This window comes from Pseudomonas grandcourensis, from assembly GCF_039909015.1.
Taxonomy (GTDB): Bacteria; Pseudomonadota; Gammaproteobacteria; order Pseudomonadales; family Pseudomonadaceae; genus Aquipseudomonas; species Aquipseudomonas grandcourensis.
This window is the reverse complement of sequence record NZ_CP150919.1, coordinates 821,737-838,061: the sequence shown is the minus strand read 5'-3', so window position 1 is coordinate 838,061 and position 16,325 is coordinate 821,737. Positions and strand designations below refer to the sequence as shown.

The 16,325-nt window shown below is 61.5% G+C and carries 17 protein-coding genes; 6 read left to right on the top strand and 11 right to left on the bottom strand.

The window, feature by feature from the left end; all coding sequences use genetic code 11:
* Positions 1-4: 4 nt before the first annotated feature.
* Entirely contained in the window at positions 5-1,600 is a 1,596-nt protein-coding gene (locus tag AABM52_RS03600) for an FAD-binding oxidoreductase (RefSeq protein WP_347910465.1), read from the bottom strand.
* Positions 1,601-1,810: 210 nt separating this feature from the next.
* On the opposite strand from AABM52_RS03600, the gene AABM52_RS03595 reads away from it, so the two are divergent.
* Positions 1,811-2,839: an AraC family transcriptional regulator gene (locus AABM52_RS03595; protein WP_347910464.1), complete on the top strand. Its 1,029-nt coding sequence runs from the start codon at positions 1,811-1,813 to the stop codon at positions 2,837-2,839.
* A gap of 26 nt (positions 2,840-2,865) precedes the next feature.
* Here the strand turns inward: AABM52_RS03595 and AABM52_RS03590 are convergent, their stop codons facing one another.
* The 8 genes from AABM52_RS03590 to AABM52_RS03555 all read right to left on the bottom strand — a co-directional run bounded on the left by AABM52_RS03590 (position 2,866) and on the right by AABM52_RS03555 (position 11,519).
* Entirely contained in the window at positions 2,866-3,234 is a 369-nt protein-coding gene (locus AABM52_RS03590) for a glyoxalase superfamily protein (protein WP_347910463.1), read from the bottom strand.
* A 118-nt stretch (positions 3,235-3,352) separates the two neighbouring features.
* Positions 3,353-4,810 (bottom strand): D-aminoacylase, encoded by a 1,458-nt coding sequence (locus tag AABM52_RS03585; protein ID WP_347910461.1) that lies wholly within the window; start codon positions 4,808-4,810, stop codon positions 3,353-3,355.
* Position 4,811: 1 nt separating this feature from the next.
* On the bottom strand, positions 4,812-5,672 hold the full coding sequence (locus tag AABM52_RS03580; RefSeq protein WP_150728367.1) for a MurR/RpiR family transcriptional regulator: 861 nt from the start codon (positions 5,670-5,672) through the stop codon (positions 4,812-4,814).
* Positions 5,673-5,686: 14 nt separating this feature from the next.
* A complete protein-coding gene (locus AABM52_RS03575) occupies positions 5,687-7,036 on the bottom strand; it encodes a GntP family permease (RefSeq protein ID WP_046038629.1) in 1,350 nt (449 codons plus the stop codon).
* Between the two features lie 185 nt (positions 7,037-7,221).
* Positions 7,222-8,667 carry a SulP family inorganic anion transporter gene (locus tag AABM52_RS03570; protein ID WP_347910459.1) on the bottom strand — a complete coding sequence of 482 codons (1,446 nt, stop codon included), beginning with the start codon at positions 8,665-8,667 and terminating at the stop codon, positions 7,222-7,224.
* 210 nt (positions 8,668-8,877) lie between these two features.
* A complete protein-coding gene (locus tag AABM52_RS03565) occupies positions 8,878-9,771 on the bottom strand; it encodes an NAD-dependent epimerase/dehydratase family protein (protein WP_347910457.1) in 894 nt (297 codons plus the stop codon).
* A 103-nt stretch (positions 9,772-9,874) separates the two neighbouring features.
* Entirely contained in the window at positions 9,875-10,786 is a 912-nt protein-coding gene (locus AABM52_RS03560; protein ID WP_347910456.1) for a LysR family transcriptional regulator, read from the bottom strand.
* Positions 10,787-10,928: 142 nt separating this feature from the next.
* Complete coding sequence (locus AABM52_RS03555; RefSeq protein WP_347910455.1) at positions 10,929-11,519, bottom strand: NAD(P)H-dependent oxidoreductase; 591 nt, start codon at positions 11,517-11,519, stop codon at positions 10,929-10,931.
* A 162-nt stretch (positions 11,520-11,681) separates the two neighbouring features.
* Between AABM52_RS03555 and AABM52_RS03550 the strand changes: the two genes are divergently transcribed.
* Entirely contained in the window at positions 11,682-11,996 is a 315-nt protein-coding gene (locus tag AABM52_RS03550) for a putative quinol monooxygenase (protein ID WP_347910453.1), read from the top strand.
* On the opposite strand, the gene AABM52_RS03545 is transcribed toward AABM52_RS03550, so the two are convergent.
* The gene (locus AABM52_RS03545; RefSeq protein ID WP_347910451.1) at positions 11,986-12,750 is read right to left on the bottom strand and encodes a sulfite exporter TauE/SafE family protein; all 765 of its coding nucleotides are present in this window, start codon (positions 12,748-12,750) and stop codon (positions 11,986-11,988) included. The genes AABM52_RS03550 and AABM52_RS03545 overlap by 11 nt on opposite strands.
* A 128-nt stretch (positions 12,751-12,878) precedes the next feature.
* Here AABM52_RS03545 and AABM52_RS03540 point away from each other — a divergent pair, with 128 nt between their 5' ends.
* The 4 genes from AABM52_RS03540 to AABM52_RS03525 all read left to right on the top strand — a co-directional run bounded on the left by AABM52_RS03540 (position 12,879) and on the right by AABM52_RS03525 (position 15,256).
* The gene (locus AABM52_RS03540; RefSeq protein WP_347910449.1) at positions 12,879-13,763 is read left to right on the top strand and encodes a LysR substrate-binding domain-containing protein; all 885 of its coding nucleotides are present in this window, start codon (positions 12,879-12,881) and stop codon (positions 13,761-13,763) included.
* A 42-nt stretch (positions 13,764-13,805) separates the two neighbouring features.
* Positions 13,806-14,384: an NAD(P)H-dependent oxidoreductase gene (locus tag AABM52_RS03535; protein ID WP_347912580.1), complete on the top strand. Its 579-nt coding sequence runs from the start codon at positions 13,806-13,808 to the stop codon at positions 14,382-14,384.
* 49 nt (positions 14,385-14,433) lie between these two features.
* Entirely contained in the window at positions 14,434-14,805 is a 372-nt protein-coding gene (locus AABM52_RS03530) for a MerR family transcriptional regulator (protein ID WP_347910448.1), read from the top strand.
* Positions 14,806-14,911: 106 nt separating this feature from the next.
* Positions 14,912-15,256 (top strand): cupin domain-containing protein, encoded by a 345-nt coding sequence (locus tag AABM52_RS03525; protein ID WP_046038617.1) that lies wholly within the window; start codon positions 14,912-14,914, stop codon positions 15,254-15,256.
* A gap of 175 nt (positions 15,257-15,431) precedes the next feature.
* Here AABM52_RS03525 and mmsB read toward each other — a convergent pair whose 3' ends face one another.
* Positions 15,432-16,319 carry a 3-hydroxyisobutyrate dehydrogenase gene (mmsB, locus tag AABM52_RS03520; RefSeq protein ID WP_056728126.1) on the bottom strand — a complete coding sequence of 296 codons (888 nt, stop codon included), beginning with the start codon at positions 16,317-16,319 and terminating at the stop codon, positions 15,432-15,434.
* Positions 16,320-16,325 lie beyond the last annotated feature (6 nt).

The following is a 16,325-nucleotide window of genomic DNA, read 5'->3' as shown; positions in this document are numbered from 1 at the left end:
GCCGTCACTCCTGCAACAGCGTGCCAGGGTTCAGTCGCCCGGCCGGATCAAAATGCCGACTCAGTGCCTGCAGGGTGTCCATCGCCAGCGCGCCCTTTTCCCGCCGCAGGTACGGCGCGTGATCCTTGCCCACGCCATGCTGGTGACTGATGGTGCCGTGGTTGTCGACGATGGTCTGGCTGGCCGCCTGCTTGAGTGCCTGCCAGCGCGCCAGGGTGGCAGGATAGTCCGCCGCCGGGCGAAACACATAGGTGGTGTAGAGGCTCGATCCTTCGCCGTAGACATGGGAAAGGTGGGTGAAGACATGCACCCGCTCGCCTTCGGCCGCCAGGGCGTCGCGCAGGCTGCTTTCGATCAGCGTGAGCAGGTTATCGACGTTGCTCCAGTCGGTGGCCGTTTCCAGGGTGTCCACCACGTAACCGGCGTTCCACAGGTTTTCGCGCAGGTAGGGAAAACGAAAACGGTTCTGCGCCCACTTCTTGCCGAGCAAGGTGCCGGTAAACACCCCGCCGAACGCCTTGAGATGCTGCCGGGCCTGACGCAGGGACAGCGCATTTTGCCGACGATTACCGGTCACGCCGAATGTCAGTAGGCATTTGCCCTCAGCGGCACCGCGCAGGGCCAGGTACTTTTCCAGCCAGGCGATCTGCTGCGGGTGACCTGCCAGCGCCAGCTGGGTTTCGGTTTCTACCGCGTTGGACAGGCGCAACATCGACAGGGGCACCCGCGCCTGGGCCAACTGGCGGATGGCTTGCAGCGCCTTGGGCCAATCGGGCAGAAATACTCCATAGAAACGCTCGTCGGCAGGTAGTGCGCTCACCCGTACCTTCACCTCGGAAATGATCCCGAAACGGCCCTCACAGCCCAACACCACCTCGCGCAGATCGGGCCCGGCCGCCGAGGCCGGAAAGGAGGGAATTTCCAAAGGTCCGGCAAAGGTTTCCAGGGTACCGCCGGCGAACAGTTGCTCGATCCGCCCATAGCGCAATGACTGCTGGCCACTGGAGCGGCTGGCGACCCAACCACCCAGGGTCGACAGCTCCCACGACTGCGGGAAATGCCCCAGGGTGTAACCACGGGCGCGCAACTGACTTTCCACATGCGGTCCACTGATGCCGGGGCCGAAGGTGGCCAGCAGGCTCTCTTCGTCGAGGTCCAGCAAGCGATTCATGCGGGCCAGGGAAACCGTCACCACCGGCCGCGCGGAACTCGGCGGGTTGATGTGACCGGCAACCGAGGTGCCACCGCCATAAGGAATCAGGCACAGGTCCTGTTCATGGGCGAGCAGCAGTAACCGGCGAATCTGTTCAGCGCTCACGGGATAGGCCACGGCGTCGGGATAATTCCCCAACGCGCCTTCACGCAACGCCAGCCAGTCCGGCAGGCTCTGGCCCCGCGCATGCAGCAAGCGATCATGGGCATCCACGCTGTACAGGAAGTGTTGCTGCAACCGCGACGGGGGCACGCGGGCCAAAGCCGCCTCAAGCGTCGCGTCGGGCAGCGCTCGACCGTCACCCACCCGCCGGGCGAGAAAACTCGCGCCCTGGGCCGGCAGTTCGACCACCGTGGTTGCATCTCCCCAGCCGTTCCAGCGTCGCATGCGTGTGTCCTTTTGCGGTTCTGATCAGTGATATTTCAGGCCCCCATACTAGTCAGCCGTCCGAAAGTGTCACGGTCGCATCCGGCCAGTTCGAGTAGCCAATTGAGTCAAACGTCGCGCAAGCGTCAGCCATTTACTTTAGCCGTGGTTTCAAATTACCTTTCAGGGCATTCATCCGCGCACGCGGGCCTTGATCAAAGGAATACGATCATGCAATCCCTGGGCTTCACTTCAGTTCCGCCGCTGCTCAAATACCTGCGTCATGCCGAACAACTGGGCATGGCCATCGAGCCTGCGTTGGCGGCTGCCGGGTTGCAGGCACAGCAGTTGAGTGACAACAGCCTGCGGCTGCCGGGTGAAGCCCATGAACGGCTGCTCGATTACTTCTGCGAACACTCGGGCGATGCGTTGTTCGGCCTCAACGCCGCGCGTTTTGTGTTGCCCAACTCCTGGAGCGTGCTGGGTTACATCACCATGAACTGCGCGACACTGGGCGACGCCATGAGCCGCATCATGCCGTTCGAGAAGCTGGTGGGAGACATGGGCGTCAGCCGCGCCGAGGTGCAAGGCAGCGAGGTGCACCTGATCTGGACATGCCGCCATCAACGCCCACGAATTCGCCGGCACCTGGTGGAAAACGTACTCGGTTCCTGGTTGCAATACGCACGCTGGATCGCCGATACGCAAATGTCGCCGGCCGCCGTCTGGCTGGAACATGCCTGTCCGGCCGACACGACGCTGGCACAGTACGAACAGTTCTTCGACTGTCCGGTACTGTTCGACCAGCCTTATTCGGCGCTGATTGTCCCGTTGCCGTATTTGCAGTTGCCATTGCGCCAGGCCGATGCGCAATTGCTGCGCACACTGGAAGAACATGCTCAGGGATTGATGGCCACACTGGAGGACGCGTCGCTGGAGCAGCGGGTCAAAAGCATCCTGCGAAAGTTGCTCAAGGAAGGTCTGCCACGCAAGGAGCAGGTGGCCGAACATCTCGCTGTGTCAGTGCGCACGCTGCAACGCCAACTGCATCTGGCCGGTACGTCGTACCAGCAGATCCTCGATGACCTGCGCCAGGAACTGGCCGAGCATTACCTGCTCAACAGCACCCTGCCGATCCAGGACATCGCCCAGTACCTGGGTTTCACCGAACCCCGCTCGTTCCACCGCACGTTCAAAAGCCGGCGCGGGATGCCGCCCGGCGAGTTTCGCCAAACCCACCGGGTGCCGAGCGAAGGGTAAAGGCTTAAGCCTGAGGGACTGAAGGCTCAGAGACTGATCGCGTTGGTGAACACCAACCGATTGCCGAACGGGTCGGCGATGGTCATGTCCTGGCTGCCCCACGGCATGGCCTGAATCTGTGGATGGGAAAACCTGTATTCCTTGGCCAACAGTTGCTGTTGAAACTTCTCCAGCTCATCCGTCTCGATCCGCAGCGCAGAACCCGGTGTGCCATCGCCATGGTGTTCGGACAGGTGCAGCACACATTCGCCCCGGGAGATTTGCAGGTACAGCGGGAAATTCGCTTCGAATCGATGTTGCCAGTCGATCTTGAAACCGAGGAAGTCGACGTAGAACTCCACTGCCTTGGCTTCGTCGAAAATACGCAGGATCGGAGTGGTTTTGCCGAAGCTCATCGAGTTGCTCCCAGACGGTGAAAGCCCGAAGTGTAGTCGGGCCTGATGTCAGCAATTCGGCGCGGAAATGCCAATCTTTAGTCTCAAAATGCCATCATTGTGACGCAGTCCTCGAAACTCACTGAAAACCCGTGCGCAAATCCCCTTCCCGGGCCAGGAACCGCCCTTCCCTGCGCCCGTTGGCCTGGCCATCGCGGTAGCTCAACACACCGTTGATCCATACGCCCTCGATGCCTTGTGCCGCCCGCTGCGGATCGTTGAAATCGGCGACATCCCGGATGGTCGCCGGATCGAACAACACCAGGTCGGCCCAATGGCCTTCGCGGATCTCACCGCGCCCCTTCAAACCGAAGCGTGCCGCCGACAACCCGGTCATTTTGTGCACAGCGGTGTGCAGCGGGAACAGTCCCACGTCGCGGCTGAAATGTCCGAGCACCCGGGGGAATGCGCCCCACAGGCGCGGGTGCGGAAACGGGTCTTCCGGCAGGCCGTCGGAGCCGACCATCGACAGCGGGTGCGCGAGGATTCTGCGAACATCCGCCTCATCCATTCCGTAGTACACCGCACCGGCCGGTTGCAGTTGGCGGGCAGCATCCAGCAACGGCACATTCCATTCGGCGGCAATGTCCATCAGGTCGCGGCCGCCCATCTCCGGATGCGGCGTCGACCAGGTGATGGTGATGCGGTGGGCATCGGTCACTTGCTTCAAATCCAGCGTCGAAGAACTCGCTGCATACGGATAACAGTCGCAACCCACCGGGTGGGTTTTCGCCGCTTCTTCGAGGGATGCCAACAACTGCGGACTACGCCCCCAGTTACCGGCGCCGGCACATTTGAGGTGGGAAATGATCACCGGGCTTTGCGCATGGCGGCCGATCTTGAACGCCTCGTCCATGGCCTCCAGCACCGGCTCGAATTCGCTGCGCAAATGGGTGGTGTAGACCGCCCCGAACGCGGTCAACTCTTCTGTCAGTTGCATCACTTCTTCGGTGGATGCCGAGAAGGCGCTGGCATAGGCAAGGCCGGTGGACAGGCCCAGGGCGCCGGCCTCCAGGCTTTCGCGCAATTGCTCGCGCATCGCGCTGATTTCGTCCGTCGTGGCGGTGCGGAACAGGTCGTCCAGATGATTGCTGCGCAACGCCGTATGACCGACCAATGCGGCAACGTTCAGCGTGGTGTTCGCCGCCTCGACCGCCTCGCGGTAGTCGCGAAAGCTCGGATAAACGAACGCAGCAGCCGTACCCAACAGGTTCATCGGGTCCGGCGGATCGCCGCGCAAACTCACCGGTGACGCGCTGATCCCGCAGTTGCCGACGATGACCGTGGTCACGCCCTGGCTGAGCTTGGGCAGCATCTGCGGCTGACGGATCACCACGGTGTCGTCATGGGTGTGCACGTCGATGAAACCCGGCGCCAGCACATGGCCCTGCGCGTCGATTTCTTCGCTGGCACGGGCATCGCGCAAGTTGCCGATACGCTCGATGCGCCCATTGAGAATCGCCACGTCGGCGGGGTATCCAGGGCTGTTGCTGCCGTCGATGATCAGGGCATTGCGAATCAGCGTGTCGTACTGCATGTCAGTCTCCCAGCGGCAAGTGATCGTCGCCGCCGCGGTATTCGTCGAGGGCGAGTTTGATCCGCCGCAGACGTTCTTGATTGTCTTCAGGATTGGCCAGGGCCAGCTCGGTGGCGAGCACGTCGATGGCCAGCAGCATGCCGTAGCGCGCTGCCGTGGGTTTGTAGATGAACGAGGTTTCGGCGCTTTGCAGGGGCAGGACGATGTCGGCCAGTTGCGCCAGCGGCGAATCGGCACGGGTGATGGCCAGAATGCGCGCGCCATAGTTGCGCGCCAGTTCCACCGTTTCGATCAGCTCCGGGGTGATCCCGGTCAGCGAGCAGACAATCACCACCTGTTCGGCGCTGAGGCTGGCGGCGGTGACGCGCATCATCACCGCATCGTGGCACACCGCGATCGGATAGCCGAGGCGCACCAGGCGCACTTGCAGTTCATCGCTGCACAGGGTCGAGCAGCCGCCCATGCCGAAAGCATGAATCATCCGCGCCTTGCCCAGCAGCTTCACCGCATCGGCGAAACGCGACTCATCGAACGCTGCCAGGTGCTGGCGCAAGGTCGACTCGATGTCGCCCACGATCTGCCCGTAGAACGCCGACTGCTCGGGCGTGCCCGCCGGGTCGAGAAAGCGGCTGCCGACGCCGCTGGCCTGGGCCAGTTGCAGGCGCAAGTCACGCAGGTCCTTACAGCCGACCGTGCGGGCGAAGCGCGACAGCGTGGCGCTACTGACCTCCGCCCGCAGCGCCAGCTCATCGAGGCTGGCGGAGGCGGCAAATCCTACGTCGTCGAGCATCAGGCGGGCGATACGTCCTTCACCGGCACTGAAGGAGTCCTGACGGGCGCGGATCTGGTAGAGGATGTCCATGCAAGTGGCTCCGGCTAAATCAGGTAAGAAAGGCCAACGGTCAGGCCGAAGGCAATGACCGAGATCAACGTCTCGAGCACGGTCCAGGTCTTGAAGGTTTGGGTAACGGTCATGTTGAAGTATTCCTTGATCAACCAGAAACCGCCGTCGTTTACGTGGGAAAAGATAACCGACCCGGCGCCAGTCGCCAGCACCAGCAGCTCCGGATGGGGATAACCCAGACCAATGGCCACTGGCGCGACCACGCCTGAAGCGGTGGTCATGGCCACAGTGGCAGAACCGGTGGCGATGCGCATCAGCGCGGCGAACAGCCAGCCCATCAACAACGGCGACAAATGAAATTCGTGGGCCAGGCCGACGATCTGGTCGGTGACGCCGGCGTCCACCAGAATCCGGTTCAAACCACCACCGGCGCCCACCAGCAACGTGATGCTCGCGGTCGGCGCCAGGCATTCGTTGGTGAACTTGAGGATCGATTCGCGGTTGAAACCCTGGGCCAGGCCGAGGGTCCAGAAACTCAACAATGTGGCCAGCAACAGCGCGATCACCGAGTTGCCGATGAACAGCAGGAACTGGTTGAAACCTGTGCCCGGCGTGGAAATCAGGTTGGCCCAGCCGCCGATCAGCATCAGCACCACCGGCAACAGGATGGTCGCCATGGTGATGCCAAACCCCGGCAGGCTGTCGCGTGGTTCACGCTCAAGGAACTGGCGTTCCAGCGGGTTTTCCGCCGGCAACTGAATGCGCGGCACAATGAATTTGGCGTACAGGGGACCGGCGATGATCGCGGTCGGAATGCCGATCAGGATCGCGTACATCAAGGTCTGCCCCACCGACGCCTGATACACCTGCACTGCCAGCATCGCCGCCGGGTGCGGCGGCACCAGCGCATGCACCACCGAAAGCCCGGCGACCATCGGCAAACCGACCATCAGGATCGAGACGCCCACGCGCCGCGCCACGGTAAAGGCAATCGGCACCAGCAACACGAAACCGACTTCGAAGAACAGCGGCAGCCCCACCAGAAACGCGATGCAGACCATCGCCCAGTGCGCGTTCTTCTCGCCGAAACGGTCGATCAAGGTCCGCGCCACCTGCTCGGCGCCGCCGGACTCGGCCATCATCTTGCCGAGCATGGTGCCCAGCGCCACCACCAGCGCGATGTGCCCCAGGGTCTTGCCGACCCCAGCCTCGTACGCCCCCACCACGCCCGACGGCGGCATGCCCGCCACCAGCGCCAGGCCGATGGATATCAGGGTGATGACAATGAACGGGTTGAGCCGGTAACGGGCGATCAGAACGATCAGAGCGATGATGGCAACAGCGGCATACACCAGCAGCCAATAGCCGAAGGACAGGGTCATGCGGTACTCCTCGAGAGGGTCACGTCGAAATATTTGTGAAACTCTTAAAACATTTCGGCAGATGATTTTCAAACGAGGTGAAAGTAATTTTCGTACAGAGGTAAGGGGTGTCGCGCAGAGGTATGAGTTGTCGCAAATAATGAAAATCAAGCAGGCGGATTTTCATCGCGCCCGCCTGTTTGATTTCAGTCGTGCTGCATCCGGGCGCGCTTGAGCAATTTCTTGCAGCGCTCGGACAAATGCAGCACCCGCAAGTGCTTGCCGGCCTTGTTATAGCGCTCGCGCAAAGTGCCCAGCGCGGCGATGGCCGAGTAGTCGACAAAACTCAGGTGCTGGCAATCAAGTGTCACTTGCGCCGGGTCATTGGCCGGATCGAACTGATTGAGGAAGGGTGTGGTCGAGGCGAAGAACAGCGTGCCATGCACCCGGTACAGCTTGCTGCCGTCGTTCTCCAGGTGGCTGTCGGCGTATAGCTGCCGGGCCTGCTGCCAGGCAAAGTTCAGCGCCGCGATGATGATCCCGCAGAGCACCGCCGTTGCCAGGTCGGTGAAAACGGTAACCACGGTCACTGCGATGATCACCAACACGTCGTTCAACGGCACCTTGTTCAGCACCCGCAACGAGGCCCAGGCGAAAGTCTGTTGCGACACCACGAACATCACCCCCACCAGCGCGGCCAGCGGAATGCGTTCGATCAGCGGTGACAGAAACAGAATGAACAACAGGATCGACACCCCCGCCACCACCCCGGACAAACGCCCGCGCCCACCGGAACTGAGGTTGATCACGGTCTGGCCGATCATCGCGCAACCGCCCATGCCGCCGAACGCACCGGACACCACATTCGCCGCCCCCAGGGCCACGCACTCGCGATCCGGGTAGCCACGGCTCTCGGTGATTTCGTCGGTGAGGTTCAGGGTCAGCAGGGTTTCCAGCAAGCCGACCATAGCCATCAGGATCGCGTAGGGCGCGATGATGCGCAGGGTGTCGAGGTTCCACGCAATGTCCGGCAGCGCCAGCGTCGGCAAGCCACCGGCAATGTGCGCCATGTCGCCCAGGGTGCGGGTCGGCAGGCCCAGCAGATACACCGCCAGTCCCACGCCGAGAATCGCCACCAGCGCCGGCGGCACCGTACGGGTCAGGCGCGGCAGCACGTAGACAACCGTCATGGTCACCGCGACCAGCCCGATCATCATGTACAGCGGCGTACCGCTCAACCAGGCTTCACCACTTTTGAAGTGCTCCATCTGCGCCAGGGCAATGATGATCGCCAGGCCGTTGACGAAACCGAGCATCACCGGGTGCGGCACCATGCGCACCAGTTTGCCGAGCTTGAGCAGCCCGAACGCCATCATGATCAAACCGCCCAGCAACACCGTGGCCAACAGGTACTGAACGCCGTGCTGCACCACCAGCGCGACGATCACCACGGCCATCGACCCGGCCGCGCCGGACACCATGCCCGGTCGCCCGCCGAACAGTGCGGTCAGGGTGCAGATGATGAACGCGCCATAGAGCCCCATCAGCGGATTGAGATGGGCCACCAGCGCGAAAGCGATGCACTCGGGCAACAGGGCGAAGGAAGTGGTAAGCCCGGCCAGGACATCGGCGCGTAGACGTTTTGCTTTCATGGGGGATCGCACACAGGGAGAGACGAAAATGAGTGTGCGGATGTTACGGAAATGCAGTCAGACCGACCAGTTGTTGTGCCTGCGCAAACGCCATCGCGAGCAAGCTCGCTCCCACAAGGAATCTGTGTCGAACACAAAATCCGCGCCCTATGGAGATCAAATGTGGGAGCGAGCTTGCTCGCGATAGCCGCAACTCGGTTTAAAGCGAACTCACACCATCTCGTCGCGAATCCACCCGACTACCGACGTACGCTTTGGCTCCCAGCCCAGCAACTCACGGGCACGTTGACCGCGCACCCGACTGTTGGAACCCAAACCATAGTTGGCCATTTCATAGCCCCACTCGGCTTCCGCGTCCTTGAGCGCCCAGTCCTGCGGCTCGCCCAGGTTAAGCGCCTGGGCCATGGCGGTGGTCATGTCGATGAACGACGCTTCACCGCTTTCGACGAAGTAGAAGGTGCCAGGTACGTTCTCAGTCAGCGCCAGCAGGTACAGCGCCACCACGTCCTCGATGTGCACATTGGACCAGATGTTCTGGCCCGTGCCGACATGGCGTACCACACCACTTTTGCGCGCCTGCTTGAGCAGGCGTGGCAACTGCACGCTGTCACGACTCACGCCCAGGCTGTGGCCGTAGATCAACGTGTTGCAGATCACTGCCGAGTTCACTCCGTCCATGGCCGCCGCCAGGATCAGGTTGTCGATGGCCACGCGCGCAGCCTTGTCGACTGTCGGTTTCGGCAGGTTGTCTTCAAAGTAGATGATATCGCTGGATTTACCGCCCGAGGCATCACCGACGATGCTCGAACCGCTGGTGTGCAGGAACACTTTGCCGGAACCGCGCAAGGCATCGAGCAAGGCTTCCACCGCGCCACGATGATCGCTGCTGGCGGCGTTGATCACAGCATCCGCAGCAAGCGCCTGATCGGCCAACAGGGCGGAGTCGTCGAGGGTGCCGATCACCGGGGTGATGCCCAGTGCGCGCAGTTCGTCCGCTTGTTCGGCGCTGCGCACCAGGCCGGTGACGTTGTGGCCGGCCTGGACCAGGCCCGTGGCGATGGAACCGCCGATAAAACCGGCGGCACCGGTAACGAATACGATCATGGAGCAACTCCCTGCGTGGATAAGTGATGCAAGGAGTATCCGGTAGCGATCCCTGAGGAAAAATCCCTCCCGGCCCAATTCACTTTTGCGCAGGAATCACGAATCAGCCCTTGAAATCCGCGCTCGCATAATCGGCCAGCTTGCCCTGGATAAAGTCCAGGAAGCATTGAATCCGCAGGGCCAGTTGCGAGTTGCGGTAGTACACCGCGTTGATCGGCTGGCGATAACCGCTGTTGAACTCGGCCAGCAACACTTTCAAGCGTCCGGCACGAATGTCCTCGATGGTCATGAAATGCGACAGGCTGGCGATGCCCTGGCCGTCCAGTGCGAGGTGGCGGATCGTCTCGCCACTGGAAGCACTGATTGACGCCTGGATCGGCCAGCGATCGCCATGCACATAACGCAGCGGCCATTGGTTGAGGCCTTCGTTCTGGGTGAACCCCAGCAGCGTATGGTGGGCGAGGTCAGCCACGGCTTGCGGTGTGCCGTGCTTTTCCAGGTACGCAGGGCTGGCGACGATGTGCAGCGGGCTGCAACCCAGGGAGCGGGCATGCAGCGTCGAGTCGCTCAGGGTGCCGATGCGGATGGCGATGTCGGTGCTCTGCTCCAGCAGGTCGATGATCAAATCGTTGCTGTTGAGTTCGAGCTGGATGTCGGGGTAAAGCCGGCGGAACTCATCGATGTAGGGCACGATGGCGTGCAGCATGAAAGGTGACGCCGCGTTGATCCGCAGCCGCCCGGACGGCGTTTGCTGGCGTGAGGTCAGGCGCTCTTCGAGCTCGTCCATCTGATCGAGAATGCGCTTGGCGTGTTCGAAGAAGTACTTGCCCTCTTCGGTCAGGTCCATGCGACGCGTGGTGCGATTGATCAAGGTGGTGTCGAGCTTGGCCTCCAGCCGCGACAGCGTACGACTGACCGCCGAAGGCGTCTGCCCGACCTGCTCGGCCGCCGCGGAAATCGACCCGCATTCAATCACGCAGACGAAAACCTGCAATTCATCGGATCTGGCTTTCACGTGTGTCCTCGTTTGCGAATCGGCGCGGCAAGAATCGCCAAGATCGCAGCCTGCGGCAGCTCCTACAGAGTTTTGTGTACACCCGTAGGAGCTGCCGAAGGCTGCGATCTTCTTGGCCGTTGCATCGGATAGTAGCCGAGCGTCATGCCTTGAAGCCAAACACCTCAGCCAAATGCTGCTCATAACGCGCCACATCACCTTCGATGTTCGGACGCTTCATCACGTCCACGCAAAGGAACGTCGGCAAACCGGTCATGCCCAGGAACTCATTGGCCTTGTGGAACGGGAAGTACACCGCGTCCACACCTTTGGCTTCGAAGAAATCGGTCGGGTCGTCGAAGGCTTGCTGCGGGGCGTTCCAGGTCAGCGACAGCATGTACTGCTTGCCGTGAACCAGACCGCCGCTGCCGTACTTCTGCGACGCGTCCGAACGGGTGCGACCGTCGCTGGCATAGAGGCTGCCATGGCCTTCGGTGAAGACTTCATCGATGTACTTTTTCACGGTCCACGGCGCGCCCATCCACCAGCCGGGCATCTGGTAGATGATCACGTCGGCCCAGAGGAACTTGGCCACTTCTTCGGCGATGTCGTAGCCCTCGTCGATGAACGTGGTTTTCACATCCATACCGCCGCGATCCAGCACGCTCAACGCGGTTTCATGCAGGGTGGCGTTGTAGCGGCCGTCGGAGTGCGCAAATTTTTTGCCGCCATTGAGTAACAGGACTTTTTTCATGGGAGGTCTCGGGAAGGTCGGGAATCGGATGGCGGCAGAGTACCGATCGACCTCGCGCGGAGTAAGCGTCTATTTGGCAAAATTCATTTGACCTACACGCACGAATCAACAGGCGATTGTTGCCTTAGACTGGCGCCAATTCTGACTTGAGGAGAGATGTAGATGAGTGAAATCCAGGGATTCATCCTGCACGCCAAGACCCGCACGGAAAAATCCGACGCCTTCGAAGCGTTTTTCAGCGGCTACGTGCAAGCGAGCCGAGCCGAACCCGGTTGCATCGAATACCATATGTTGCGCGACAAACAGGACCCGACCCTGTTCATCTTCTACGAGATCTGGCAATCCCAGACCCACCTCGACGTGCACTCGAACCTGCCGCACATGAAGCAGTTTCTCGCGCAGCGTGATGAATACCTGGAACGGGACTTCGAGATCCGTGCCATCGAGATGATCAGCCCGTCGTCCGCTAGCCGCTGATCAGCAAATGGCCGCCGAGCACACCCAGGCCAACGAAGAACACGCGCTTGAACCACAGGGCGCTGATCCGCTGGCGCAGCGATTGCCCCAGCCACATGCCAAGCATTGCCGGGATCAGCGCCAGCAGCGATGCGCTCAACTCGCCCCCGCCGAGCGCGCCACGCCATAACAAGCCACCGGCCAGGGCCAGGGTCGAGACGGTGAACGACAGGCCCAGCGCCTGCACCAGTTCGTCCTTGCTCAATCCCAGCGCTTGCAGATAGGGCACCGCCGGAATCACGAACACGCCGGTGGCCGAAGTGATGACGCCGGTCAGCACGCCGCACAATGGACCGAGCCAGCGTTCGCTGCGCCGCCCCAAGCGCACAGTCGGCAGGAACAAACCGCTCAGCGCATACAGCAACAATGCCGCCCCCAACCCTCGCACCACCCAATGGCCACCGCTCATGCCGATCCACAGTGTGCCTGCCCCGGTACCGATGAAAATCGCCAGCAACATCGGCCACAACCGTTTGACCAGCCCCGACAGATGCCCGCCGAATGCCAGTTGCCAGACGTTGGTCAGGGTCGCCGGAATGATCAGCAGCGCCGCAGCCTGTGTCGGCGCCATAGCCAGACCGAGCAGGCCCATGGCAACGGTCGGCAGGCCGAGGCCGATCACGCCCTTGATCAAGCCGGCCAGCACAAAGGTGCCGATAACCAGCAGCGAAAGGGCCAATCCGAGATTCTGATAAAACGCCGAGAGTGTGTTCATGGGGCCATGGTGAGCCCGCGGGGGTTGATTGAAAATCTGCCATATACTGAGGCAGCCTCTCTCCACACAAGAGGCTGAATAATCGCGATGGCGCCCTTCCAGACAACACACAACTTGGGGTTGTAGTAATGCACTTCGACCTGACCGACCTGCGCCTGTACCTGAACATCCTCGACACCGGCAACATCACCGCCGGCGCCGCACGCAGTCATCTGTCCCTCGCGGCGGCCAGCGCGCGAATTCGCGCCATGGAGGCGTCGCTGGGCACCGGGTTTCTCGAACGGGGTCGTCGGGGCGTCACGCCCACAGCCGCAGGCAATGCCCTGGCCCGACACGCCCGGATCCTGCTGCAACAGGCCGAACGCCTGCAACAGGAACTGGCCGAATACGCCCAGGGCGTCAAAGGCCAGGTGCGGCTGCTGTGCAACACCACGGCAATCACCGAGTACCTGCCAGAGTTGCTCGCGGATTTCCTGCACAGCCATCCCAACCTCGACATCGACCTGCAGGAACTGCCCAGCACCCGCATCACTCACGCACTGCGCCAGGGGGCGGCGGACCTCGGCATCGTGTCCGACGCGGTGGACACCGAGGACCTGCAAACCCGAGCGTTCCGCGATGATCCGCTGGTGCTGATCATGCCCAGCGAACATCCCTTGGCACAGGCGACCTCAGTGACCTTCACCGACACGCTGCATCACGACTACGTCAGCCTGAATGCCAGCAGCGCCTTGGCGGTGTACCTGGAAGAGCAGGCACTGCACGCTGGCCTGCGCATGCAGATTCGCATCCGTGCCGATGGCTTCGATGGCGTGATGCGCATGGTCGCCCGCGGGGCGGGACTGGCAATCGTACCGCTGGCCGCAGTCGAACGCGGGTCAGGCGGACTGTCCTTCAAAAGCCTCGCCCTGCAAGAACCCTGGGGCCAACGCAAACTGTTGCTCTGTGCCCGGGACTTCGCCGCATTACCCGGTTATGCCAAGGCCCTGCTGCACGCCTTGACTCTCCCCTGAGGGGCAGACTTTATCCTTGAGGTTTGATCTTCAAGGACAGCGATAATGGGCAAACGAATACTGGTGATCCTCGGGCATCCGTCCGGCAACAGCTTCTGCGCCGCCCTTGCCGAGCGCTACACATTGTCGGCAGTGCGCGCCGGGCATGAAGTGCGGCAGTTGTTTCTGGGCAGCATGGATTTTGACCCGGTGCTGCGTGAAGGCTATCAACAGGTCCAGCCGCTGGAAGCCGACTTGCGCAACGCCCAGGCCGATATCCTGTGGGCCGAACAACTGACGCTGGTTTATCCGATCTGGTGGGGTGGCGTACCGGCCTTGCTCAAGGGCTTTTTCGATCGGGTGTTCTTGCCGGGTTTTGCCTTCAAGTATCGCCAGGGCAAAGCCTTCCCCGACAAACTTCTGCGCGGCCGAACCGCCCACCTGTTGGTGACCATGGACACACCGCCCTGGTACTACCGCTGGATCTACCGCATGCCCGGTTTGCATCAGGTCCGCAAAACCACGCTGGAATTCTGTGGCATCAAGCCAACCCAGACCCTCACCTTCGGGCCAATTCTCGGCGCCAGCGCGGACCGGCATGCGGCCTGGTTACGCCAAGCCGAAGCTATCGCCAGCGCTTGAGTCGGTCGATAATGCGCCGAGCTTTATCCTCGGAGAAAAGGACCTTCCCATGTACATCGGCCAAGCCGCGCAACGTTCCGGAACCACTGTCAAAAGCATCCGTCACTACGAGTCGATTGGCCTGCTGCCTGCCGCTCGCCGCCAGGGCAATTACCGCATCTATGACCAGCACAGCGTCGACCTGCTGATGTTCATCAAATGTGCCCAGCAGCTGGGGTTCAGACTCAAGGAATTGCAGTCGATCTTCGCCGGACATCAGGGCCCGCAGTTGCCATGGGAACGGGCGCATCAGGTCATCGCCAGCAAAAAACAGGAAATCGCCGAGCGGATAACGGTGCTGTCGCAACAGCACTCGCAATTGGTCGAGTTCGAGAACAGCCTCGAACAATCCAGGCTCGATTGCCCGCTGAACCGTCTTTGAGGGCCGTGCGTTTCTGGACAGCTCAGTGTCGAGCACAGACAACTGATGGTTGGACAGGCGCTATAGGGTGCGACTTCAGTTCTTGAGCCCACTGCCCGGAGTCATCATGACCGCACCGATTACCGTTCTTCGCGACACCCACCCGCTGCCCGTGCTCGACGCCTGCAAATGGGAAAAACTCGAAGGCGACCCGCACACCGTCAACCTCAATGCCTACACCAGCGAAGACGGCAGCAAGATCATGGGCACCTGGATCTGCACGCCGGGCAAGTGGTACGTGGAATACGTGAAGTGGGAGTACTGCCACTTCCAGGAAGGCTACTGCATCATCACCCCGGAAGGCATGGCACCGATCCACCTGCGCGCCGGCGACATTTTCGTCGTTGAGCCTGGGATGAAAGGCACCTGGGAAGTGGTGGAAACCGTGCGCAAATATTTCGTGTTTGCCTGATACAAAAAAACCGGGGGATCACCCGACGTGATCTCCCGGTCAAAAGTCTTTAGGTAAACGCCGTACCCTGTGGGAGCGAGCTTGCTCGCGATTGCGGTGGGTCAATCACCATCAATGTCGACTGTAACGACCTCATCGCGAGCAAGCTCGCTCCCACAGGTTTTCCACCGCCCTTCTACTGCGGCTTGCGATAACCATTGATGATCGCCGAGAAGTCCTGACCACCCTCCCCACGCAAACTCATCGCCTGATACAACTGCTGGGCCACCGCGCCGAGTACCACTGGCTGATGCGCTTGACGCGCCGCTTCAGTGGCCAGTCCCAGATCCTTGAGCATCAGTTCGGCACCGAAACCACCGGTGTAACCGCGCGACGCCGGTGCTGTTTCAACGATGCCCGGCCACGGGTTGTACATCTCCGAGCTCCAGCAACGCCCGGTGGAACTGTTGATGATGCCCGCCAGCACCTTGGTGTCGATGCCCAATGCATCGCCAAGCGCCATGGCTTCGCTGACGCCGACCATGGAGATCCCCAGCAGCAGGTTGTTGCAGATTTTAGCGATTTGCCCGGTGCCGACCTCACCACAATGGACGATGTTGCGGCCCATTTGCGCCAGTACCGGTTGCAGGGTGGCGAACAGTTCAGGCGTGGCGCCGACCATGAAGGTCAGCGTCCCGGCGGCTGCACCACCGGTACCGCCAGATACAGGCGCATCGGCCATGGCCACGCCCTGTTTGGCAGCGGCGGCGGCTACGTCCCGTGCGGTCTGCGGATCGATGGTGCTGCAATCCACGGCCGGTACGCCTTTGCCAATACCGGCAAGCACACCGTCTTCACCCAGCCACACACTGCGTACATGTACCGCGGCAGGCAGCATGGTGATGACCAGTTCGGCGCCTTCTGAAGCTTCGCGGGCCGTTGGGCTGATACTGCCGCCCAGTTGTTCCAGCTCCGCCAGCACAGCTTTGTTCAGGTCCACCAGGCGCAGAGCATGGCCGGCCTTGATCAGGTTGCGCGCCATCGGCGCGCCCATGTTGCCCAGACCGATAAAAGCGATTTTCATGTCCGG